A 22,418-nucleotide genomic window follows, 5' to 3' on the forward strand; every position below is an offset into this window, starting at 1 on the left:
ACGCGATGGCCTACGATCGGACCGCGATGCTCAAACTCCTGCGCCCGGCCATGACCCGGATACTCACCCCGCTGGGCAGGGCTCTCGTCGGCCGCGGGATCGGCCCGAACGCCGTAACGGCGATCGGCACCCTCGGCACGGTGATCTCCGCCCTGCTCCTGTTCCCGCTGGGCCATCTGGCCTGGGGGGCGCTGCTCATCACCGTCTTCGTGCTGTTCGACCTGCTCGACGGCGTGGTGGCCCGGCTCGGCGGCAAGGGGGGCACCACCTGGGGCGCCTTCCTCGACTCCACGCTCGACCGGGTGGCCGACGCGGCGATCTTCGCCGGCCTGATCCTGTATTTCGTCGCCCGGGGCGACACTCTGATGGCCGGTGTGACGCTGGCCTGCCTGGTCGCCGGCTCCCTCGTCTCCTACGCCAAGGCCAGGGCCGAGGGCCTCGGCCTCACGGCGGACGTGGGGCTGGCCGAGCGCCCGGAGCGGCTGGTCGTGGCCCTGGTCGCGACCTTCTTCTCGGGGGTCGGGGTGCCGTACGTGCTGCCGCTCGGGATGTGGTTGCTCGCGGCGGCCAGCACGATCACCGTGGTGCAGCGGGTGGTGCACGTCTACCGGCAGACGAGGGAAGCATGAGCGAGCAGGTGTCCATCGGCGACCGCGTCGTGGCGGCGGGCTTCGCGGCGGGCTGGAAGCTGGTCCCGCTGCTGCCCCAGCGCCCCACGGCCGCGGTCTTCCGCCTCCTGGCCGACCGGGTGTGGCGCAGGCGCGGCAAGTCCGTACGCCGCCTGGAGTCCAACCTGGCCAGGGTCACCGGCATCGACGTCGACAGCGCGGAGCTGCGCGAGCTGAGCAGGGCCGGCATGCGCTCCTACTTCCGCTACTTCCACGAGGTCTTCCGCCTGCCCTCGATCCCCCGCCCGGAGGTCGTCCGCCGTACCCACGTCGTCGGGGCCGAGCACATCCACGACACCGTCGCCGCGGGCCGGGGCGTGGTGCTGGCCCTGCCCCACATGGGCAACTGGGACGCGGCGGGCGCCTGGCTGGTCGGCGTCGGCCACCCGTTCACCACGGTCGCCGAGCGGCTGCGGCCCGAGTCGCTGTTCCGCCGCTACGTCGCCTTCCGCGAGGGCCTCGGCATGGAGGTGCTGCCGCTCACCGGCGGCGACGGCCACAACTTCGGCACCCTCGCCGGCCGGGTGCGCAAGGGCGGCGTGGTCTGCCTGCCCGCCGAGCGCGACCTGACCAAGAGCGGCATCGAGGTGCGCTTCTTCGGCGCCACGACCAAGGTGCCCGCCGGGCCGCCGCTGCTGGCCGTGCAGACCGGCGCGGCGCTGCTCCCGGCGACCGTCTACTTCGTGGGCGACGACTGGGGCATCCACATCCACGAGGAGGTCCCGGTGCCCGCCGAGGGCACCCGGCAGGAGAAGGTGGCGGCCGTCGCCCAGGCCATGACGGACGTCTTCGAGAAGGGCATCGCCGAGCACCCGGAGGACTGGCACATGCTGCAGCGGCTCTGGCTGGAAGACCTGCCGAGATGAAGGTCGGCATCGTCTGCCCCTATTCCTGGGACATGCCCGGCGGGGTCAAGCAGCACATCGACGACCTGGCCCAGGCGCTCATGGCGCAGGGGCACGAGGTGTCGGTGATCGCGCCCGCGGCCGACGACGACGAGCTGCCCCCGTACGTGACCGGGGCCGGCCGGGCGGTGCCGGTGCCCTACAACGGGTCGGTGGCGCGGATGTCGTTCGGGTTCCTGTCGGCCGCGCGGGTGCGGCGCTGGGTGCGTACGGGCGAGTTCGACGTGCTGCACATCCACGAGCCGCTGATCCCCAGCCTGGGCGTACTGGCCTGCTGGGCGGCCAAGGGGCCGATCGTGGCCACCTTCCACGCCTCCTTCAGCCGTTCGCGGGCCATCGCGGTGGCCGAGCCGCTGCTGCGCAGCGCGCTGGAGAAGCTGAGCGGCCGCATCGCGGTCTCCGACGCGGCCCGCAAGAGCCTGGTCGAGCAGTTCGGCGGCGACACCGTGCTGATCCCCAACGGGGTGACCGTGGCCCGCTACACCGAGGCCGAGCCGCTGCCCGGCTGGGGGCCCGACGGCGCCACGATCGGCTTCCTCGGCCGCATGGACGAAGAGCGCAAGGGCCTGCCGATCCTGCTCGACGCCTTCAACTCCCTCGCCGCCGACCGGGCCGACCTGAAGCTGCTCATCGCCGGGCCCGGCGACGCCAAGGACGTCTACGACAAGGTACGCAAGCCCTTCCACGAACGGGTGACCGTGCTCGGCATGGTGAGCGAGGCCGACAAGATCCGCGCCTACCACTCGGTCGACGTGTTCTGCGCGCCCAACACCCGGGGCGAGAGCTTCGGCATCGTGCTGGCCGAGGCCATGGCCTCCGGCGCCACGGTGCTGGCCAGCGACATCCCGGCCTTCCGCAAGGTGCTGGGCGAGGGGCAGGCCGGCGCGCTGTTCGCCAACGGCGACGCCTCCTCGCTGGCCCGCGAGGCCGCCGCCCTGCTCGACGCCCCCGAGCGGCGTGCCAAGCTGGCCGCCGAGGCGCTGGTCGCGGTCAGGAAGTACGACTGGTCCACGGTCGCCCGCGACGTGGTGCGCGTCTACGAGACGGTGACCACCAGCGGCGCGGGCCGTGTGGAGGAAGATCTGTGACGGCCCCGCGAGAGCATTTCTAGGGACTTACTGTGACATCCACCATGATCGTGCTGATCGTGGGCATCGTCGTGGTGCTCACGGCCGTCTACATCTCCTGGCGGGCCGGCCGGCTCGACCGCCTGCACATCAGGCTCGAACTGGCCAGCGAGTCGCTGGAGGCCGCGCTGATGCGCCGCCGGGCCGTGGTGCTCGAACTGGCCGGCTCGCGGCTGCTCGACCCCGCCACCTCGCTGGTGCTGGCCGCCGCCGCCCACGAGGCCAGGATCGCCGGGCCCGAGGAGCGCGAGCACGCCGAGAGCGACCTGTCGCGGGCGCTGCGGGCCGCGGCCGACCAGGAACGGTTCAGGGAGAAGCTGACCGAGTCGCCCGGCGGCGGCGACCTGCTGGAGGAGCTCGACGGGGCGGTGGCCAAGGTCGTCTACTCCCGCCGTTTCTACAACAACGCGGTCGGCGTCACCCGTACGGCGCAGCGCCGCTGGCTGGCCAGGACGCTGCGGCTGGCCGGGCACACCGAGTTCCCGAGCTTCTTCGAGATCGACGACAATCCGCCGTCATCTATGTCACCTGAATGACCAAATGTGAGGAGGCCGGTAAGCTGCTCCCGATTTCTGGGCAAAGGCGAGGAGTTGTTACAGGTGCGGCTATCCCGGATGATCTCGGTGACTCTGGCAGGGGCGGCCGTGCTGGTGCCCGTCGCGGGCTGCTCGTCCGACGAGCCGGCCTCCGGCAAGGCGCCGCAGGCGGCCACCGTCAGCCCGTCCGAGGAGCCGACCGAGACGGCTGCTGAGGGGCATCCCTTCACCGGCCAGCCGTACGAGGAGCTCAAGCCGGTGCTCGCGGTGAAGATCGAGAACACCTCGGCGGGCAAGCCGCAGCTCGGGCTGAAGAGCGCGGACATCGTGTACGTCGAGCAGGTCGAGGCCGGTCTGACCCGGCTCATGGCGATCTTCTCCTCGAAGATCCCGGCCAAGGTCGGCCCGGTGCGCAGCGCCCGCATCTCCGACCTGCACCTCATCCCGCAGTACGGCAAGCCCGCCTTCGCCTACTCCGGGGCGCAGACCAAGATGTTGCCGTACATCGCCAAGGCGCCGCTGTACGACGTCGGCGACACCCGCAACCCGGGCGCCTACTTCCGCCAGCCGGGCCGCTACGCCCCCTACAACCTGTTCGCCAACACCAAGAAGCTGTTGTCGGGCGCCCCCAAGGCCACCAAGGCCAAGGACGTCGGCTTCACCTTCGGCGACGCTCCGGCCGAGGGCGGCGTGGACAAGAAGTCGTACACGGTCCGGTGGCCCGCGGCGCGCTTCACCTTCGCCTGGTCGGAGGCCAAGAAGCAGTGGCTGATCTGGCAGGACGGCAAGAAGGACATGGCCGCCGAGGGCGGCCAGCTCGGCGCGCCCACGATCGTGGTGCAGTACACCAAGACCGAGCGCTCGGAGTTCCACGACTTCCACCAGAGCTACACGCCGCTCGTGCACACCACCGGCAAGGGCAAGGCGGTCGTGCTGCGCGACGGCAAAGCTTTCACGGCCAACTGGGAACGGGAATCGGAGGAGACCGGCACGACGTTCACCACTGAGAGCGGCGAGCCGATGAACTTCGCCCCCGGCCAGGTCTGGATCGCCCTCGCCAGCCGCAAACCCGTCACCCCTTGATGACCTATCTGTACAACTTGGGCGACAAATCCTGACATCGTGGCATGTCGGGGGAGGGGTCCCTAAGGACCTACGATGGGTTTGATAACTTACCGTCCGCCCTGAGAGCCCGTGAGGAAGACCGTGTCCAGCACGCCTGAAAGCACCCCCGTCACCGGAACGGCCCGCGTCAAGCGCGGCATGGCCGAGATGCTCAAGGGTGGCGTCATCATGGACGTCGTCACCCCCGACCAGGCCAAGATCGCCGAGGACGCCGGCGCCGTCGCCGTCATGGCCCTTGAGCGCGTGCCCGCCGACATCCGCGCCCAGGGCGGCGTGTCCAGGATGAGCGACCCCGACATGATCGACGGCATCATCGCCGCCGTGTCGATCCCCGTCATGGCCAAGGCCCGCATCGGTCACTTCGTCGAGGCCAAGGTGCTGCAGTCGCTGGGTGTCGACTACGTCGACGAGTCCGAGGTGCTCACCCCGGCCGACTACGCCAACCACATCGACAAGTGGCAGTTCACGGTGCCCTTCGTCTGCGGCGCCACCAACCTCGGTGAGGCCCTGCGCCGCATCACCGAGGGCGCGGCCATGATCCGCTCCAAGGGCGAGGCCGGCACCGGCGACGTCTCCAACGCCGTCACCCACATGCGGACGATCCGCGCCGAGATCAAGCGCCTGACCACGCTGCCCGAGGACGAGCTCTACGTGGCCGCCAAGGAGCTGCAGGCTCCCTACGAGCTGGTCGCCGAGGTCGCGAGGAGCGGCAAGCTGCCGGTCGTGCTGTTCACCGCGGGCGGCATCGCCACCCCGGCCGACGCCGCCATGATGATGCAGCTCGGCGCCGAGGGCGTGTTCGTCGGCTCGGGCATCTTCAAGTCGGGCGACCCGGCCAAGCGCGCCGCGGCCATCGTCAAGGCCACCACCTTCTACGACGACGCCGACGTCGTCGCCAAGGTCTCCCGCGGTCTGGGCGAGGCCATGGTCGGCATCAACGTCGACGAGATCCCGCAGCCCCACCGGCTGGCCGAGCGCGGCTGGTGAACTCCGGCGCGTCGCCGCAGGCCGGCGGCCCGCCGTAGGCTCATGATCGGCATGTGCCGATGAAAAGCTTCGAAAGAGGCGGCATTCACGAAGAATGTCGCCTCTTTTCTGTTGTCCCGGGTTCACCGCCAGGTCATGAACCTCAGTCAGGCTACGGGCGTCCCTCACCCTTGATCGTCCCGAGGAGCGCACCGTGTCCCAGCTGAACCGCAGGCATTTCCTGGTCACCGGGCTGGCGGCGGGCGCCGCCGCGGCGATCCCCGCCACGGCCGCGAGCGCCGATCCCGACCCGGCCGCCGCGAGCCCGCAGGCCCTGGCCTCGCGCGGCCTGTCGACCGACCCGTTCACGCTCGGCGTGGCCTGCGGCGACCCCGACCACGAGGGGTTCGTGTTGTGGACCAGGCTGGCCCAGAACCCGCTGGCCGAGGACGGTTTCGGCGGCATGCCGCAGCGTCCGTTCACCGTGCAGTGGCAGGTCTACGCCGACGAGCGCGGGCGGCGCGTCGTCCGTTCGGGAGTGAGCGTCGCCGCGCCCGAGTGGGGGCACAGCGTCCATGTCGAGGTCGACCGCCTGAGCTCGGACCGCGAGTACTGGTACCGCTTCCGCGTCGGCCCGTACGTCTCGCCCATGGGACGGGCGCGCACCGCCCCGCACCCGCTGTCCCACGGCGCGCTGACGATGGCCTTCGTCTCCTGCGCCCAGTACGAGCACGGCTGGTTCACCTCCTACCGCAGGCTGGCCGAGGAGCACCCGGACCTGATCCTGCACCTGGGCGACTACCAGTACGAGTACACCAAGGACACCTACACCATCCCCGGCGGCAACGTCCGCGACCACGAGGGCCCCGAGACCGAGACGCTGACGAACTACCGCCAGCGCCACGCCCAGTACAAGGCCGACCCCGACCTCAAGGCCGCGCACGCCGCCGCGCCCTGGCTGGTCGTGTGGGACGACCACGAACTGGACAACAACTGGGCCGACGAGGTGCCCGAGAAGCCGGAGGTGCCCCAGCCGGACTTCCTGGCCCGCCGCGCCGCCGCCTTCCGCGCCTACTACGAGAACATGCCGCTGCGCCGCACCTCCATCCCGCGCGGCATCGACATGCAGCTCTACCGGCGCATCCGATGGGGCCGGACGGCCACCTTCCACATGATGGACACCCGCCAGTACCGCGACGACCAGGGCTGCGGCGACGGCTACCGCGACTGCCCGGCCGCCCTCGACCCGGCCCGTTCGATCACGGGCGCGGCCCAGGAGGCGTGGCTGATCGACGGCTTCCACCGCTCGCGCGCGCAGTGGGACATCCTGGGCCAGCAGGTGTTCTTCGCCCAGCGCGACAACAACGCCGGCCCCGCCAGGATCACCTCGATGGACGCCTGGGACGGCTACGTCGCCTCCCGGCGGCGCATCACGCAGGGCTGGATGGACGCGCAGGTCCGCAACCCCGTCGTGCTGACCGGCGACGTGCACGCCCACTGGGCCGGCGACCTCAAGCTGGACTACGACGACCCGACCGGCCCGACCGTCGGCTCGGAGCTGGTGGCCTCCTCGATCACCACCGGTGGCGACGGCGCCGACTCCGACCCGGCCACGCATCCGTACCTGACGATCAATCCGCACCTGAAGTTCTACAACAACCAGCGCGGTTACGTGCTGACGAAGATCGAGCGAGACCTGCTCACGGCCGACTTCAAGGTCGTGCCGCAGGTGCACGAACCGGGGGCCGAGGCGTACACGCGGGCCACGTTCGTGGTGGAGGACCGGGTGCCCGGGGTGCGGCAGACGTACTTGCGACCGTTGGACCCGGCGATCGGGGCCAGGAAGCAGGTGACGGTGGAGGACACCGTCCGGTTGGAGACCGAGCGCCCGTAATCCTCGGCGGGCGGCATCCCCGGCGGGGGTGCCGCCTTCCTTTTGCCCGGAATATTAGCCAGGCTAAGTTAGTTTGGCTAAGTATGAGGGACGATCCCACCCAGATGGCCGAGCAGGTCTCCAAGGTTCTGCGGCACCTGGTCCTGCTGCTGCGGCGCTCCAGCGCCGGCCAGCCCGTCACCACCCAGCAGTACGCCGTGCTCGGCTCGCTCGAACACCGCCCGCGCCGGATGACCGAGCTGGCCGAGGAGCACGCCGTCCAGCTCCCGACCATGACCGTGCAGATCAACCGGCTGGAGTCCGCGGGCCTGGTGGCACGCGGCTTCGACCCGGCCGACGCCCGCGTCAGGACGGTCGAGCTCACCGGCGAGGGCCGCGACCGGCTGCACGCCGTACGCCGGGCCAGGATCGCCCGGCTGGCCCGTGACCTGGCCGCCCTGACCGACGACGAGCGCGACGTGCTCGCGGTGGCCCTGCCCGTCCTGGCCAAGCTCGGCGCCGACACACCCACTGAGTAAGGGAGCACCATGCAATCCGGCGGCGGAATCCTGCGCCAGCCGATGTCCGTCTGGGCCACCGCGTTCGCCGCGGTCGTGGCCTTCATGGGCATCGGCCTGGTCGACCCCATCCTGCCCTCCATCGCCCAAGGGCTGCACGCCACGCCCAGCCAGGTGTCCCTGCTGTTCACCAGCTACTTCCTGGTCACCGCGGTGGCGATGCTGATCACCGGCTGGGTCTCCAGCCGCATCGGCGGCAAGCGCACGCTGCTGGCCGGGCTGGCACTGGTCGTCGTGTTCGCCGCGCTGGCCGGCACCTCCGGCAGCGTCGCCGAACTCGTCGGCTTCCGCGCCGGCTGGGGCCTCGGCAACGCCCTGTTCGTGGCCACCGCGCTGGCCGTCATCGTCGGCGCGGCCAGCGGCGGCGCGGAATCGGCCATCATCCTGTACGAGGCCGCGCTCGGCCTCGGCATCTCCGCCGGCCCCCTGGTGGACGCGCTGCTCGGCGACTGGAACTGGCGGGCGCCCTTCTTCGGCACCGCCACGCTGATGGCCGCCGGGTTCGTCCTGATCGCCACCCTGCTCAGGTCCGGGCCGAAGCCCGCGGTGAAGACCAAGCTCAGCGCCCCCATCCGGGCCCTGGCCCACGGCGGCCTGTCCACGACCGCGTTCACCGCCCTGTTCTACAACTTCGCCTTCTTCACGATCCTCGCCTTCACCCCGTTCATCCTGCACATGTCGCCGTACGGCATCGGCGCGGTGTTCTTCGGGTGGGGCGTCTGCGTGGCGCTGGCCTCGGTGTTCGGCGCGCCGCCGCTCCAGCGCAGGATCGGCTCGGTGAACGTGTTGTACCTGGCCCTCGGCCTGCTCGCGGTCTTCCAGCTCGGCATCGCGGTGTCGGGACCGGCAGGGGCGCACGCCGGGATCATCGTGTTCACCGTGTTGTCGGGCATTCCGATCGGGCTGAACAACACCGTCTTCACCGAGTCGGCCATGGAGGTCTCCGACGCCCCGAGGCCCGTGGCCTCGGCCGGGTACAACTTCGTGCGCTGGATGGGCGGCGCGCTGGCGCCGTTCGTCGCGACCAAGCTCGGCGAGGAGATCGGCATCGCGGTGCCGTACGTCGTCGGCGCGGCCTGCTGCGCGATCGGCATGGCCTACCTGTACGCCCGGCGCCACCACCTGAGCGCTCTGGCCCGCGTGGACGCCGTCCAGGCCACCGCCTGACGCGGGCCGCCTTTTACGCCAGAGTGCTCAGATAGGAAGATGCCGGGCCATCTTGGTGTTGAATTGTCGGAAACCGCACCTTAACGGAAGGATCGCTGTGCCCACGATCGGTGTACTCGCTCTCCAGGGGGACGTGCGTGAGCATGCGCGCATGCTCCAGGAGGCCGGCGCCACGGCCACCGCCGTACGCCGCCCGGCCGAGCTCGACGCGGTCGACGGCCTGGTGATCCCCGGCGGCGAGTCGACGACCATGTGGAAGCTCGCCGACACCTTCGACATGCTGCAACCGCTGAGGATGCGGATCAAGGAGGGCATGCCCGCGTACGGCTCGTGCGCCGGCATGATCATGCTGGCCGACCGGATCGAGGACGGCATCGAGGGCCAGCAGACGATCGGCGGCATCGACATGGTGGTCAGGCGCAACGCCTTCGGCCGCCAGGTGGACTCGTTCGAGTCGGATCTGGATTTCTCCGGCGAATGCGTACATGCCGTGTTCATTCGTGCGCCGTGGGTGGAATCGGTCGGTCCCGAGGTTCAGGTGCTGGGCACGGCCGAGCCTGGGGATAGGATCGTCGCGGTCCGTCAAGGGCCGTTGCTCGCGACCTCGTTCCACCCCGAGCTGACCGGGGACACTCGCGTGCACCGTTACTTCGTAGACATGGTGAGGGAGCTCTAGGTAATGTCCGGCCACTCCAAATGGGCGACGACGAAGCACAAGAAGGCCGCGCTCGACGCCAAGCGCGGCAAGCTGTTCGCGAAGCTCATCAAGAACATCGAGGTGGCGGCACGGACCGGTGGCCCTGACCCGGACGCCAACCCCACCCTCTTCGACGCCATCTTCAAGGCCAAGAAGAACTCCGTGCCCAACGACAACATCGAGCGGGCGCGCAAGCGTGGCGGCGGCCTGGAGGCCGGCGGCGCCGACTGGCAGACCATCACGTACGAGGGCTACGCGCCCGGCGGCGTCGCGGTGCTCATCGAGTGCCTCACCGACAACCGCAACCGCGCCGCCTCCGAGGTCCGCGTCGCCCTGACCCGCAACGGCGGCTCGCTGGCCGACCCCGGCTCGGTGTCGTACATGTTCAACCGCAAGGGCGTCGTGATCGTGCCCAAGAACGGGCTCGACGAGGACACCGTCCTGATGGCCGTGCTCGACGCGGGCGCCGAAGAGGTCAACGACATGGGCGACTCCTTCGAGGTCGTCTCCGAGGCCGGTGACCTGGTGCCGGTCCGCAAGGCGCTGCAGGAGGCCGGCATCGACTACGACTCGGCCGAGTCGAGCTTCCTGCCGACCATGAGCGTGCCGCTCGACGAGGAGGGCGCCAAGAAGGTGTTCCGCCTGATCGACGCGCTGGAGGACAGCGACGACGTCCAGAACGTCTACGCCAACTTCGACGTCTCCGACGACGTCCTGGCCGCCCTGGACTGATCCGCCGTCACGAGGGCCCGGGAGCCCCCCGGGCCCTCGCGCGTGCCCGGGGCCGGTCGTGTCGCGCCGAAAGCCCGGTCGTGTCGCGCCCAAAAGCCCGGTCAAGGTCCGGTCGCATCCTTTGCCCGTCCCGTGCCGGACGCCGTGGCCGTACGACATCAGAGGCGAACCGGTCCTTTACGCGTGCGTCCGCGGCCCGGCGCGGCTAGGGTCGGGCGACGTGAATTCCCCCATCCCACCGACCTCCGTCCCGGCGCACCCGCCCGCCGCCCGGCCCCCGGCGTCCTATCGCGCCCTGGGCTGGCTGCTGGCCGTTCCCGCGCTGCTCGGCACCCTGATCACGCTGGTCCTGCCGACGGTCCAGACCGTCGTGCTCAGCCTGCACAGCGGCGGCGTGCTGCGGGAGAGCAGGTTCGTGGGGCCGGAGAACTACGCCAAGGTGCTGGGCGGCGAGGAGTTCTGGCGGGCGCTGGGCCTCACGCTCTCGCTGACCGTCGGGCCGCTGCTGGTGGCCGTGGCGGTCGGGCCGCTGCTCGCGCTGGCCCTCGACCGGGGCGGCGCGCTGCTCCGGCGCGCGGGCCTGGTCACGCTGTCGCTGGCGGTCGTGACGTTCTCGCCGGTCGGCGTGGCGGCGGCCTGGCTGCGCGGGACGCTGCCCGACGCGACGGGCCTGGCCACGCTGGCCGAGGGCCTGCGCGATCCCGCCGGCGCGCCGGGGACGCTGCGGCTCGTCGTCGTGGCGGCCACGTTCGGGGTGGTGTGCGCGCTGGCGCTGACGGCGTTCCTGCCGGCGCTGCGCGGCGGCAGTCCGGGGGCCGCCTCGGTGGTCGTGGCGGTGCTGGTCGCGCTCGCGGCCGTCGCCGTGGGGGCGCAGGCGTTCTCGATGGGCATGGTGCTCACCCGCGGCGGCCCTGAGCGCGCCACACAGACGCTCGCGGGCCTCCAGTACGACTACGCCTTCCGGATGGCCCAGTTCGGCCCTGGTGCGGCCGTCGCGGCCCTGACAGGCGTGCTTCTCGGCGCGCTCGGCGTCGTGGCCGTGGTCGTCGCCGTGACCACCCGCCTGCGTCTCACCCTTCTCCCCAAGCCCGCCCGGTCCCCGCGGTCCGCGGATGGAGCGTTCCCCTCCGCCTCCTCCGACCGGCCCGCGCCCCCGGAGGAGCCCCCCGGGCCGTCCGGGTCGGGAGGTCCGGGGCGTCGGGGGCTCGGGGGTGTGGTCGTCGGCGGGGTCGCGCTGGTGCTCGTGGTGGCCGTCGCGGTCGTCTGCGCCTGGCCGTGGATCTCCGGCGTGCTCGCCGGCGGCGACCCGGCGGCGGGCGGCCCGCGCGCCCAGGTGAACACCTGGATCCCCGCCGTCGCGGGCGCGCTGGTGTCGGTCGGCGTCGCCTACCTCGGCGCGCTCGGCATCGGCGGCCTGCGTCCCCTGGGCGCGCGCAGCGAGTGGCTGCTGCTGCCGTTCGCCCCCTGGCTGTTCGCCGGCACCGGCGTCCTCGGCGTCGCCGACTGGCAGAACATGCGCAATCTCGGCCTCGTCGACACCTTCGTCGCCCTCTTCCCGCCGCTGCTGGTCAGTGTGCCGGCGCTGCTGGTGCTGACCCTGCTGTGCAAGGGCCTGGCCGAGCGGAACGACCGGGACTTCTTCGGCGGCGTCCTGCTGCCGTCCCTGCCCATGGCGGCCGTGCTGGCCGGAGCGGTCACGCTGGTCAACGCCCACGACGTGTTGTGGCCGCTGCTCGTGGCGCAGAGCCCGGAACTGTTCACCGTGCCCGTGACGCTGCTCTCCCGGCTCGGCGGCTATTCCGGCGCCGCCCCCGACGTCGGCGCGGGCACCCCGTTGGTCGCCGTCGCAATCGCGCTGGCCGCCGTCGTGGCCGCCCAGCTCCTGTACCTCGACAGGCTCGCTATCAGCGTGAACGGTTCGCGATCCCCCCGGACCACCCCATAGGTTGAGGGGTTGTGGAAATTCGTGATCTTACTCCCGACGACCTCGACGACGTTCTTGACCTGCGTAAGCGCTCGTTCGGCCCGATCTCCGGCGCGGAGGTCGAGCGGTGGCGCCGTACGGTGACGCCCACCCTCGGCGAGGGCCGCTACCTGGGCGCGTTCGAGGGCGGCAGGCTCGCCGCCTCGGCCCGGCTGCGCCGCTTCACCCAGTGGTGGCACGGCCGCCCGCAGACCATGTCCGGCATAGCGGGGGTCACCGTCAACCCGGAGGATCGCGGCCACGGCGTCGGCACCGCCATCATGCGCGCCGTCATCGACCGGTCGGCCGCCCACGGCGACGCCGTCTCGTCGCTCTACCCGGCCACCACGCCCCTCTACCGCTCCCTCGGCTACGAGCACGCCGGGGCCCGGAACATGATCACCCTGCCCGCCGAGTCGCTGCGCCGCATCCGGCCCTCCGGCCAGGTCGAGCTGCGCAGGATGGGTCCCGGCGACGCCGCCGAGGTCGTCTCCCTGCTCCACCGGGTGCACGGCGCGGCCCGCTCCAGCGGCCCCGTCTCCTGGGACGAGGCCACCTGGAGCATCTGGCTGTCCAACGAGGACGACTTCCTCTACCTGGCCCCCGACGGCTACCTCGTCTACCGCTGGAACGGCGACGACATCCACGTCGACAACCTCGTCGCCGGGTCGGAGGAGACCAGCAGGGCGCTGTGGTCGATGGTGGGCACCTCGTCGTCCATCGCCCAGAAGGTCACCGCGCCGGTCGCCCCCGACGACCCGGTGCTCTGGCTGCTCGGCGAACGTTCGACGGACCGGGTCACGCAGGTGCGGTGGATGTTCAGGGTGCTCGACGTGGCCGCGGCAGTCGGGCGCAGGGGCTTCCCTGCCGCCGTCGCGGCCGCGGCCGCGGTCACCGTGCACGACCCGCTGCGCGGCGGCGGCTCCTTCCGGCTGGAGTTCTCCGGCGGCTCCGGCACGGCCGCGCCGTCGGCCGGCGGGGGAGCGGCGCTGACCGCGGGCGGCTTCTCGGCCCTGTACGCCGGCGTCCCCACCGCGACCCTGCGCAGGAGCGGTCTCATGTCCGGCGACGACCGGGACGACGAGCTGCTCGACGCGGCCTTCGCCGCCAAGCCGTACATGCTCGACTACTTCTGACGGGACCGCCCGCCGTTCGCGGCGGGCGATTCGCGGTGCGCGGCCAGCTCAGCCGGGGTAGAGTCTCGTGCCGAACAGATGTTCGGCGGCGCGGGAGGCAAGCCGGTGCGGGTGATGGGCGTCGATCCGGGGCTGACCCGGTGCGGCCTGGGCGCGGTCGAGGGGCGGCCGGGCGCGCCGCTGTCGCTGGTGGCCGTCGGGGTGGTGCGCACCGGCGCCGACGAGGAGCTCGGCACGCGGCTGGTCGGCATCGAGGCCGGGATCGAGCAGTGGCTCGACGACGTGCGCCCCGACGCCGTGGCCGTCGAGCGCGTCTTCAGCCAGCACAACGTCCGCACGGTCATGGGCACCGCGCAGGCGGCGGGGATCGCCGTGCTGTGCGCGGCCCGGCGCGGGCTGCCCGTCGCGCTGCACACGCCCTCCGAGGTCAAGGCCGCCGTCACCGGCAGCGGCACGGCCGACAAGAAGCAGGTCGGCATGATGATCACCCGGCTGCTGCGGCTGGCCGAGATGCCCAAGCCGGCCGACGCCGCCGACGCCCTCGCCCTGGCCATCTGCCACATCTGGCGCGGCGGCGCCCAGCACCGCCTGGCCGAGGCCATGGCCCGCGCCGGCAAGGGGCGCTGACCCGTGCGGGCCGCGCGTGCTGACCGTTTCGTGGAAAGGGAGATCGAGTCGTGATCGCGTCGGTGGCGGGCAGGGTGGCGTCGGTCGCGCCCGACGGAGCCGTGATCGAGGTGGGCGGCGTGGGCGTGCTCACCCACTGCACCCCGGGCACGCTGGCCACGCTGCGGGTGGGCGAGCAGGCCAGGCTGGCCACGTCGCTGGTGGTGCGCGAGGAGTCGCTGACCCTCTACGGCTTCGCCAACGACGACGAGCGGGCCGTCTTCGAGATGCTCCAGACGGCCAGCGGCGTCGGCCCCAAGCTGGCGCTGGCGATGCTCGCCGTCCACACGCCCAACGCGCTGCGGGTGGCCGTGGCCGCCGCCGACCTCAAGGCGCTCACGCGGGTGCCCGGCATCGGGCAGAAGGGCGCCCAGCGCATCGTGCTGGAGCTCAAGGACCGGCTCGGCACCCCCGAGGAGGCCGTCAACGCGGCGATCGGCGGGGAGCGGCGGGCCGCGTTGTGGCGCGACCAGGTGCACTCCGGCCTGGTGGGGCTGGGCTATTCCGGCAAGGACGCCGACGAGGCCGTGGCCGGGGTCGCGCCCGAGGCCGAGGCCGAGGTCGCCGCCGGCCGCCAGCCCCAGGTCGCCGCGCTGCTCAAGGCCGCCCTCCGATCCCTCAGCATCCGATGACCCGCCCCACGACGACCCGCCCCACGACGACCCGCCCTACGACGCCCGCCCGCAAGGTGAGGAGCGGTGGCCATGGACTTTGAGCGCGAGCTGGTCTCGCCGGACGCCGGCGGCGACGAGCTTCAGATCGAGGCGGCGCTGCGGCCCAAGCGGCTGGGCGAGTTCATCGGCCAGGGGCGTGTGCGCGAGCAGCTCTCCCTGGTGCTGGAGAGTGCCCTGCGCCGGCAGCGTCCGCCCGACCACGTGCTGATGAGCGGCTCGCCGGGCCTCGGCAAGACCACGCTGGCCATGATCATCGCGGCCGAGCTCAACATGCCGCTCCGCATCACCTCCGGCCCCGCCCTCGAACGGGCCGGAGACCTCGCCGCCATCCTGTCCACGCTGACGGAGGGCGAGGTGCTGTTCATCGACGAGATCCACCGCATGGCCAGGCCCGCCGAGGAGATGCTCTACCTGGCCATGGAGGACTTCCGGGTCGACATCGTCGTGGGCAAGGGCCCCGGCGCGACCGCGATCCCGCTCGACATCGCGCCGTTCACCCTGGTCGGGGCCACCACGCGGGCCGGTCTGCTGCCCGCGCCGCTGCGTGACCGGTTCGGCTTCACCGCCCACATGGACTTCTACGAGGTCGGCGAGCTGGAGCAGGTGCTCCACCGGTCGTCCAGGCTGCTCGGCGTCACCCTGCCCGAGGAGGGGGCCCACGAGATCGCCCGGCGCTCGCGCGGCACGCCCCGCATCGCCAACCGGCTGCTGCGCCGCGTACGCGACTTCGCCGACGTGCGCGCCGACGGGACGATCGACCGAGATATCGCCTCCGCCGCACTCAACCTTTACGAAGTCGACGCCGAAGGGCTCGACCGGCTCGACCGGGCGGTGCTCGGAGTGCTGCTGCGCAAGTTCGGCGGCGGTCCCGTCGGCCTTTCCACGCTCGCCGTCGCCGTGGGGGAGGAGCCCGAGACCGTCGAGGTGGTGGCCGAGCCGTTCCTCGTCCGGCAGGGGCTGCTGGCCAGGACCCCGCGCGGCCGGGTCGCGACCGCGTCAGCCTGGACACATATGGGTATGACCCCACCGCCGGACGCGTTCGGAGCCACTGTTTCGCCGTGATCACGAAACGGTTGCAACCATTTCAAATTGGGAACTTCCCCGCGCGCCGAATCGCTGCCTCGTTGCCGCGTTTCATAACAACGGCCTACACTCCGTGGCTTGGCTGGCTGTGTAGGCTGACGGGCTGAGCGGCGCGGCCCGAGAGCTACGCAACGGAATTTCCGGCGCGAGGCCAGCGTCAAATTCTTGAACGACTATGGAAGGTCGCCCCTATGGACATGGGACAACTCGGAAGTATCCTGCCGCTGATCCTTCTGGTGGTGGTGTTCTACTTCCTGCTGATCCGTCCGCAGCGCAAGCGTCAGCAGGAAGCGCAACAGATGCAGAACTCCCTGACCCCGGGCGCCCGCGTCATGACGACGACCGGCCTGTTCGCCACGGTGGTCGCGGTGGAGAACGAGGACGTCGTGCTCGAGGTCGCACCCGGCATCGAGACGCGCTGGGTGAAGGCCGCGATCGGTCGTGTCGTCCAGCCCGGTGACGCCCCGGTGGACGACGAGCCGGTCGCCGAGACCGCGATCGCCGAGAGTGACGCCAAGGAGTCCGACGCGCCTGTGGAGCGTAACGGCGATCAGGACTCCAGCACCAAGCAGTCCTGACTAAGCTCTGCGACAAACCCCTATCTGAGAGAATCGACGACCAGTGGCCCGACCGACCAGCCGCCACAGCCGACCAGGGCGCACGCTCTTGGTGCTGCTGGCGCTCATCCTCGCCCTGGGCGGGACGATGTTCCTGCAGAAGGCGTTCACGCCCAAGCTGGGACTCGACCTCGCCGGCGGAACGACGGTGACGCTGTCACCCGTGACCCAGACCGGTCAGTCTCCGCCTGAAGAGATCCTCGACCGCGCGGTCAACATCATCCGCGACCGGGTCAACGGCACCGGCATCTCCGACGCGGAGGTCGCCAAGTCCGGCGACAACATCATCATCTCCATCCCGGGCGTTGGACAGAGCGAGGCCATCAAGCTGGTCGCCACCACAGCGGAGCTGCGCTTCCGCCAGGTGCTCGCCATGGAGGCCACGCAGGTCCCGCAGAACCTGTCCACCGAGGCGCCCACACCGGGCGCCTCGCCGTCGGCCCAGCCGTCGTCGAGCGCGAAGCCGTCCTCGACCGCCAGGCCGTCCGGCAGGCAGTCGGTGAACACGCCGAGCGCGTCCCCGACGGGCAAGGCGCTGTCGTCCGCGCTGACCGCGCCGACGCCGGGCGCCACGCCCGAGGCCACGCAGACCGGGACCGGCCGTGACCAGACCGGCCAGAAGCAGAACAACAAGGGCAAGAACGCGACGCCGACGCCGGCTCCGAGCACGCCGCCCACGGCGCCGCCCAACCAGGACCCCAACGCGGGCATCAACACCCAGGGCATCGACCCGGCGGTCCTGCAGCAGTTCCACAAGCTCGACTGCGCCGACCCCAAGAACCGCGGCCAGGGCGTCCAGGACGACCCGAACAAGCAGTACGCGGCCTGCGAGAGCGACGGCAGCGCCAAGTACGTCCTCGACGTCGCCAAGGTTGTCGGCACCGACATCGACACCGCCTCGGCGGGCGTGCGCCAGGGCACCGTGGAGTGGATCGTCCAGCTCGACTTCAAGAGCAAGGGCGCGGGCGAGTGGAGCAAGCTCACCACCACCGCCTACAACGCCCAGGAGCCGCGGAACAAGGTCGCGGTCGTCCTCGACGGCGTGGTCATCACGGCGCCCAACATCATCAGCCCGATCCCCGGCGGTCGCGCCGAGATCACCGGCGGCTTCGACCAGGTCACCTCCACCCAGCTGGCCGACCAGCTCAAGTACGGCGCCCTTCCGCTGAAGTTCCAGCGCAGCTCGATCGACACCGTGTCGTCGACGCTCGGCTCCGACCAGCTCGAAGGCGGCCTGATCGCCGGCATCATCGGCCTCGGCCTGGTGGTGCTCTACTCGCTGCTGTACTACCGGGGCCTCGGCCTCGTCGCGGTGCTGAGCCTCGTCGTGGCCTCGATCCTGACGTACACGGCGGTGGTCGTGCTCGGCCACAACGCCGGCTTCCGGCTCTCGCTGCCGCACATCATCGGCCTGGTGGTCTCGATCGGCATCACCGCCGACTCCTTCATCGTGTATTTCGAACGCATACGTGATGAGATGAAGGAAGGCCGGCGGACGCTTCGGGCGGCCGTCGAGGTGGCCTGGGTCCGTGCCCGGCGCACGATCCTGATCGCCGACGCCGTCATGTTCATCGCCGCGATCGTGCTGTACTTCCTGGCGGTGGGCGGTGTGGCCGGGTTCGCCTTCGCGATGGGCCTGACCACGCTGATCGACATCGTGGTGGTGTTCCTGTTCACCAAGCCGTTCATCGCCCTGCTGGCGAGGCTGAAGTTCTTCGCCAAGGGGCACCCGCTGTCCGGTCTCGACGCCGAGCGCATGAGCACCGAGCCGGCCCGCACGACCACTCCGCAGGAGGCCTGACATGGGACTGGGGCGTCGCCTCTACCGCGGCGAGATCGACGTCGACTTCGTCGGCAAGTGGAGGCTCTGGTACAGCCTGTCCGGCCTCCTGCTGCTCGTCTCGCTCGCAGGCATCCTCTTCAACGGGCTCAACCTGGGCGTGGAGTTCAAGGGCGGCACGGTCTTCACCTTCCCGGCGACGGCCGGCACCGTCGAGGAGGTCCGCGAGGACTTCCGCTCGCAGGGCGCCCACCAGGTGATCGTGCAGCGGGCCCGTGACAACTGGCGGGTCACCACCGAGACCCTGACGGAGTCGACGCTCAACCAGATGCAGACCACGATCGCCAAGGACTACAAGGTCCCGGTCAAGGACGTCAGCGTCCAGTCGATCGGCGCGTCCTGGGGCGGCGAGGTCTCCCAGAAGGCCTGGATCGGCCTGGGCGTCTTCATGCTCGCGATCATCCTGTACCTGTCGATGGCGTTCGAGCCGAAGATGGCCCTGTCGGCGATCGTCGCGCTCATCCACGACCTCGTCATCACGGCCGGCGTCTACGCCTGGTCGGGCTTCGAGGTCACCCCGGCGACCCTGCTGGGCTTCCTGACCATCCTCGGTTACTCGCTCTACGACGCGGTCGTCGTGTTCGACATGATCAAGGAGGTCACGGCCAAGCTGGGCACGACCTCCAAGATGACGTACTCGATGGCGGCCAACAACGCGCTCAACCACACGCTGATCAGGTCGCTGAACACCTCGCTGGTCGCGATCCTGCCGGTGGCGGCCATCCTGTTCATCGGCACCACGCTGCTCGGCGCGGGCACGCTGAAGGACCTGTCGCTGGCGCTGTTCGTCGGCATGATCGTCGGTACCTACTCCTCGCTGTGCGTGGCCACGCCGATGCTGGTCACGCTCAAGGAGCGGGAGCCGAAGTACCAGGCCATCGCCCGCCGCCTCGCCTCCACCTCCGGCAAGGGGGCGAAGGGTTCCAAAAGCGCAGCGGTAGCGAAGGGCTGAGCCCGCACGGCCCACCGGCGCCCCCACCCGTCCACGGGTGGGGGCGCCGTCGCGTTCAGGGGCCCTCTGCGGCGTTCGGGGACGTCGCCGGGCCATCGGGGCGCCCTGGCCCGGGGCGGGCGTCTGAGGCGCGTCACAGGGCTTCCGAGACGTACGCCCGGTTCGAGGAGGGGCCGGAGTAGGCCATCATGGAGCGCGGCATCCATGAGGAAGGCGACGGAAGACACGATGAGCGAGCTCAGCCAGTTGATCCTTGACCGGATCAGGGACGTGCCCGACTACCCCCAGCCGGGTGTGCTGTTCAAGGACATCACCCCGCTGCTCGGCGACCCGGTCGCGATGGCCGCCGTGGTGGACGAGCTGGCCGGGCTCGCCGAGGTGGACAAGATCGTCGGGATCGAGGCCAGAGGCTTCATCCTGGCCGCCCCGGTGGCCTACCGGGCGGCGGCGGGGTTCGTACCGGTGCGCAAGAAGGGCAAGCTGCCGGCGGCGACGCTGGAGGAGTCCTACGACCTGGAGTACGGCTCGGCCACCATCGAGGTGCACCGTGACGCGTTCAAGCCGGGCGACCGGGTGCTCATCGTGGACGACGTGCTGGCGACCGGCGGCACCGCGAGGGCCACGATCGATCTCGTCGAACGGGCCGGCGGCCACGTGGTCGGCATCGCGGTGCTGATGGAGCTGGCCTTCCTCAAGGGACGCGAGCGCCTGCCGGAGGTCGACCTGCACTCCCTGGTGATCGTCTGAGAGCGGGCCGAGCAAGTCCGGGTTCGCCACCTGGATACACTGGGGGGATCTGGACTCGAACGTGAGGAGTCTGAGTGCCCCGTGATGTGGTCGTGCCCGACGTAACCGACGCTGGTAATGCCGAGGCGCCCGGCGTTCCTGCGGTGCGTCGACGACGGTTTGGGGGTGGGGCCATGAATCCGGTGCTGGAGCCGCTGTTCCGCACGGTCCGGGCCACCCACCCCAAGGCCGACCTGCGCCTGATCGAGCGCTCCTACGACGTCGCCGCCTACCACCACCGCGACCAGAAGCGGAAGTCCGGCGACCCCTACATCACCCACCCGCTGGCCGTGGCGACGATCCTGGCCGAGCTGGGCACCGACGACGAGACGCTGTGCGCCGCGCTGCTGCACGACACCGTCGAGGACACCGCCTACAGCCTCGACGAGCTGCGGGCCGACTTCGGCGACACGATCGGCTCGCTGGTCGACGGCGTCACCAAGCTCGACAAGGTCAAGTTCGGCGACGCGGCGCAGGCCGAGACCGTGCGCAAGATGGTCGTGGCGATGTCGCGCGACATCCGCGTGCTCATCATCAAGCTCGCCGACCGGCTCCACAACATGCGCACCATGCGCTACCTGCCCGAGCACAAGCGCCACCAGAAGTCGCGCGAGACGCTGGAGATCTTCGCGCCGCTGGCCCACCGGCTGGGCATGAACACGATCAAGTGGGAGCTGGAGGACCTCGCCTTCGCGATGCTCTACCCCAAGCGCTACGACGAGATCGCGCGCATGGTGTCCGAGCGAGCGCCGCGGCGCGACCTGTTCCTCCAGGAGGTCATCGAGAAGGTCTCCGGCGACCTGCGCGAGGCGAAGATCCGCGCGGTGGTCAAGGGCCGGCCCAAGCACTACTACTCGGTCTACCAGAAGATGATCGCCCGCGACGTCGCCTTCGACGACATCTACGACCTGGTGGGCATCCGGGTCCTTGTCGACAGCGTGCGCGACTGCTACGCGGCGCTGGGCACGATCCACGCGCGCTGGAACCCGGTCCCCGGCCGGTTCAAGGACTACATCGCGATGCCCAAGTTCAACATGTACCAGTCGCTGCACACCACGGTGATCGGTCCCGAGGGCAAGCCGGTCGAGCTGCAGATCCGTACCCACGCGATGCACCACAGGGCCGAGTACGGCGTGGCCGCCCACTGGAAGTACAAGGAGGAGGTCGGCGCGCCGGGCCCGACCGGCAAGGTCAAGCCGGGCAGCGACATGGCCTGGCTGCGCCAGCTCCTCGACTGGCAGAAGGAGACCGCCGACCCGGGGGAGTTCCTGGAGTCGCTGCGGTTCGACCTGTCGGTCTCCGAGGTCTACGTCTTCACCCCGAAGGGCCAGGTCATCGCCCTGCCCGAGGGCGGCACCCCGGTCGACTTCGCCTACGCCGTCCACACCGAGGTCGGCCACCGCTGCATCGGCGCGCGGGTCAACGGCCGGCTGGTGCCGCTGGAGTCACGGCTCGGCAACGGCGACACGGTCGAGATCTTCACCTCCAAGTCGCCCGACGCCGGGCCCTCGCGCGACTGGCTGAAGTTCGTCAAGTCCGGCCGGGCCCGTAACAAGATCCGGCAGTGGTTCTCCAAGGAGCGGCGCGAGACCGCGATCGAGGCGGGCAAGGAGGCCATCGGCCGGGCCATGCGCAAGCAGGGCCTGCCGCTGCAGCGCCTGATGTCCGGCGAGTCGCTGCTGGCGCTGGCCCGCGACCTGCGTTATCCCGACGTGTCGGCGCTCTACGCCGCCGTGGGGGAGGGGCACATCGCCGCGCAGGCGGTCGTGCAGAAGCTCGTGGCCTCGATCGGCGGCGTGGAGAGCGCCGAGGAGGACATCGCCGAGACGTCCCTGCCGACCCGGCTGCGCGGCCGCCCCCGCGGCGGCGGCGCGGGCGTGGTCGTGGCGGGCGACGCCGACGTGTGGGTACGCCTGTCCAGGTGCTGCACCCCGGTGCCCGGCGACGAGATCGTCGGATTCGTCACCCGTGGCCACGGCGTGTCCGTCCACCGCGCCGACTGCACCAACGTGCAGCAGCTCAGGGAGCAGCCCGACCGGCTGGTCGAGGTGAGCTGGTCGCCGAGCGACGACAGCGTCTTCCTGGTGGCGATCCAGGTCGAGGCGCTCGACCGTCCGCGCCTGCTCTCCGACGTCACCCGCACTCTGTCCGACCAGCACGTCAACATCCTCAGCGCCTCCGTGACGACCTCGCGCGACCGGGTGGCGATCAGCAAGTTCACCTTCGAGATGGGCGACCCCAAACACCTGGGCCACGTGCTCAAGGCCGTACGCGGCATCCAGGGCGTCTTCGACGTCTACCGGGTGAGCGGCGCGAGCGGCTGACGT

General features: G+C 70.8%; 21 protein-coding genes. All 21 read left to right on the forward strand.

The features are described 5' to 3' along the window. Window positions 1-5 precede the first annotated feature (5 nt). The 21 genes from pgsA to DMB42_RS17165 all read left to right on the forward strand — a co-directional run bounded on the left by pgsA (window position 6) and on the right by DMB42_RS17165 (window position 22,415). On the forward strand, window positions 6-629 hold the full coding sequence (gene pgsA / locus DMB42_RS17065) for a phosphatidylinositol phosphate synthase (RefSeq protein ID WP_125635595.1): 624 nt from the start codon (window positions 6-8) through the stop codon (window positions 627-629). After that, window positions 626-1,534, forward strand: a complete 909-nt coding sequence (locus DMB42_RS17070) for a phosphatidylinositol mannoside acyltransferase (protein ID WP_125635597.1) — start codon at window positions 626-628, stop codon at window positions 1,532-1,534. Before pgsA ends, DMB42_RS17070 begins: the two co-directional genes overlap by 4 nt. Next, window positions 1,531-2,661: a glycosyltransferase family 4 protein gene (locus tag DMB42_RS17075; protein ID WP_125635599.1), complete on the forward strand. Its 1,131-nt coding sequence runs from the start codon at window positions 1,531-1,533 to the stop codon at window positions 2,659-2,661. The genes DMB42_RS17070 and DMB42_RS17075 overlap by 4 nt, the downstream gene beginning before the upstream one ends. 32 nt (window positions 2,662-2,693) lie before the next feature. After that, window positions 2,694-3,236, forward strand: coding sequence for a hypothetical protein (locus tag DMB42_RS17080; RefSeq protein WP_125635601.1), 543 nt, complete (start codon window positions 2,694-2,696; stop codon window positions 3,234-3,236). Between the two features lie 78 nt (window positions 3,237-3,314). Further along, window positions 3,315-4,319, forward strand: coding sequence for a DUF3048 domain-containing protein (locus tag DMB42_RS17085; RefSeq protein ID WP_125635603.1), 1,005 nt, complete (start codon window positions 3,315-3,317; stop codon window positions 4,317-4,319). Window positions 4,320-4,442: 123 nt separating this feature from the next. Continuing rightward, window positions 4,443-5,348, forward strand: coding sequence for a pyridoxal 5'-phosphate synthase lyase subunit PdxS (gene pdxS, locus DMB42_RS17090; RefSeq protein ID WP_185844698.1), 906 nt, complete (start codon window positions 4,443-4,445; stop codon window positions 5,346-5,348). A gap of 193 nt (window positions 5,349-5,541) precedes the next feature. Continuing rightward, entirely contained in the window at window positions 5,542-7,221 is a 1,680-nt protein-coding gene (locus tag DMB42_RS17095; protein ID WP_125635607.1) for an alkaline phosphatase, read from the forward strand. 83 nt (window positions 7,222-7,304) lie between these two features. Beyond that, the gene (locus tag DMB42_RS17100) at window positions 7,305-7,739 is read left to right on the forward strand and encodes a MarR family winged helix-turn-helix transcriptional regulator (protein WP_125635609.1); all 435 of its coding nucleotides are present in this window, start codon (window positions 7,305-7,307) and stop codon (window positions 7,737-7,739) included. A 9-nt stretch (window positions 7,740-7,748) separates the two neighbouring features. Beyond that, window positions 7,749-8,945 carry an MFS transporter gene (locus tag DMB42_RS17105; protein WP_125635611.1) on the forward strand — a complete coding sequence of 399 codons (1,197 nt, stop codon included), beginning with the start codon at window positions 7,749-7,751 and terminating at the stop codon, window positions 8,943-8,945. Between the two features lie 97 nt (window positions 8,946-9,042). Next, window positions 9,043-9,621, forward strand: coding sequence for a pyridoxal 5'-phosphate synthase glutaminase subunit PdxT (gene pdxT, locus DMB42_RS17110; RefSeq protein ID WP_125635613.1), 579 nt, complete (start codon window positions 9,043-9,045; stop codon window positions 9,619-9,621). A gap of 3 nt (window positions 9,622-9,624) precedes the next feature. Next, window positions 9,625-10,374, forward strand: coding sequence for a YebC/PmpR family DNA-binding transcriptional regulator (locus tag DMB42_RS17115; protein WP_125635615.1), 750 nt, complete (start codon window positions 9,625-9,627; stop codon window positions 10,372-10,374). Window positions 10,375-10,594: 220 nt separating this feature from the next. Next, a complete protein-coding gene (locus DMB42_RS17120; RefSeq protein ID WP_125635617.1) occupies window positions 10,595-12,319 on the forward strand; it encodes a sugar ABC transporter permease in 1,725 nt (574 codons plus the stop codon). Window positions 12,320-12,330: 11 nt separating this feature from the next. Next, window positions 12,331-13,473, forward strand: a complete 1,143-nt coding sequence (eis, locus tag DMB42_RS17125) for an enhanced intracellular survival protein Eis (protein WP_125635619.1) — start codon at window positions 12,331-12,333, stop codon at window positions 13,471-13,473. A 105-nt stretch (window positions 13,474-13,578) separates the two neighbouring features. Continuing rightward, window positions 13,579-14,100, forward strand: coding sequence for a crossover junction endodeoxyribonuclease RuvC (gene ruvC, locus DMB42_RS17130; protein ID WP_125635868.1), 522 nt, complete (start codon window positions 13,579-13,581; stop codon window positions 14,098-14,100). Window positions 14,101-14,150: 50 nt separating this feature from the next. Next, a complete protein-coding gene (gene ruvA / locus DMB42_RS17135; protein ID WP_125635621.1) occupies window positions 14,151-14,771 on the forward strand; it encodes a Holliday junction branch migration protein RuvA in 621 nt (206 codons plus the stop codon). A gap of 72 nt (window positions 14,772-14,843) precedes the next feature. After that, entirely contained in the window at window positions 14,844-15,875 is a 1,032-nt protein-coding gene (gene ruvB / locus DMB42_RS17140; protein ID WP_125635623.1) for a Holliday junction branch migration DNA helicase RuvB, read from the forward strand. 212 nt (window positions 15,876-16,087) lie between these two features. Next, window positions 16,088-16,474: a preprotein translocase subunit YajC gene (gene yajC / locus DMB42_RS17145; protein ID WP_125635625.1), complete on the forward strand. Its 387-nt coding sequence runs from the start codon at window positions 16,088-16,090 to the stop codon at window positions 16,472-16,474. Window positions 16,475-16,565: 91 nt separating this feature from the next. Continuing rightward, window positions 16,566-18,314, forward strand: a complete 1,749-nt coding sequence (gene secD, locus DMB42_RS17150) for a protein translocase subunit SecD (protein ID WP_125635870.1) — start codon at window positions 16,566-16,568, stop codon at window positions 18,312-18,314. 1 nt (window position 18,315) lies between these two features. Further along, window positions 18,316-19,305 (forward strand): protein translocase subunit SecF, encoded by a 990-nt coding sequence (gene secF / locus DMB42_RS17155; RefSeq protein WP_125635627.1) that lies wholly within the window; start codon window positions 18,316-18,318, stop codon window positions 19,303-19,305. A 228-nt stretch (window positions 19,306-19,533) separates the two neighbouring features. Then, window positions 19,534-20,052 carry an adenine phosphoribosyltransferase gene (locus tag DMB42_RS17160; RefSeq protein ID WP_125635871.1) on the forward strand — a complete coding sequence of 173 codons (519 nt, stop codon included), beginning with the start codon at window positions 19,534-19,536 and terminating at the stop codon, window positions 20,050-20,052. 173 nt (window positions 20,053-20,225) lie between these two features. Further along, the gene (locus tag DMB42_RS17165; RefSeq protein WP_125635629.1) at window positions 20,226-22,415 is read left to right on the forward strand and encodes a bifunctional (p)ppGpp synthetase/guanosine-3',5'-bis(diphosphate) 3'-pyrophosphohydrolase; all 2,190 of its coding nucleotides are present in this window, start codon (window positions 20,226-20,228) and stop codon (window positions 22,413-22,415) included. Window positions 22,416-22,418: the final 3 nt, after the last annotated feature.

The sequence above is a fragment of the Nonomuraea sp. WAC 01424 genome (assembly GCF_003947315.1).
In the GTDB taxonomy this organism is placed as follows: domain Bacteria; phylum Actinomycetota; class Actinomycetes; order Streptosporangiales; family Streptosporangiaceae; genus Nonomuraea; species Nonomuraea spiralis.

Bases quoted from the DNA above. Each gene is read 5' to 3' on its own strand.
- pgsA (WP_125635595.1), top strand. From the start codon at position 6: ATGGCCTACGATCGGACCGCGATGCTCAAACTCCTGCGCCCGGCCATG.
- DMB42_RS17070 (WP_125635597.1), top strand. From the start codon at position 626: ATGAGCGAGCAGGTGTCCATCGGCGACCGCGTCGTGGCGGCGGGCTTC.
- DMB42_RS17075 (WP_125635599.1), top strand. From the start codon at position 1,531: ATGAAGGTCGGCATCGTCTGCCCCTATTCCTGGGACATGCCCGGCGGG.
- DMB42_RS17085 (WP_125635603.1), top strand. From the start codon at position 3,315: ATGATCTCGGTGACTCTGGCAGGGGCGGCCGTGCTGGTGCCCGTCGCG.
- DMB42_RS17100 (WP_125635609.1), top strand. From the start codon at position 7,305: ATGAGGGACGATCCCACCCAGATGGCCGAGCAGGTCTCCAAGGTTCTG.
- DMB42_RS17105 (WP_125635611.1), top strand. From the start codon at position 7,749: ATGCAATCCGGCGGCGGAATCCTGCGCCAGCCGATGTCCGTCTGGGCC.
- DMB42_RS17115 (WP_125635615.1), top strand. From the start codon at position 9,625: ATGTCCGGCCACTCCAAATGGGCGACGACGAAGCACAAGAAGGCCGCG.
- ruvB (WP_125635623.1), top strand. From the start codon at position 14,844: ATGGACTTTGAGCGCGAGCTGGTCTCGCCGGACGCCGGCGGCGACGAG.
- yajC (WP_125635625.1), top strand. From the start codon at position 16,088: ATGGACATGGGACAACTCGGAAGTATCCTGCCGCTGATCCTTCTGGTG.
- secF (WP_125635627.1), top strand. From the start codon at position 18,316: ATGGGACTGGGGCGTCGCCTCTACCGCGGCGAGATCGACGTCGACTTC.
- DMB42_RS17160 (WP_125635871.1), top strand. From the start codon at position 19,534: ATGAGCGAGCTCAGCCAGTTGATCCTTGACCGGATCAGGGACGTGCCC.
- DMB42_RS17165 (WP_125635629.1), top strand. From the start codon at position 20,226: ATGAATCCGGTGCTGGAGCCGCTGTTCCGCACGGTCCGGGCCACCCAC.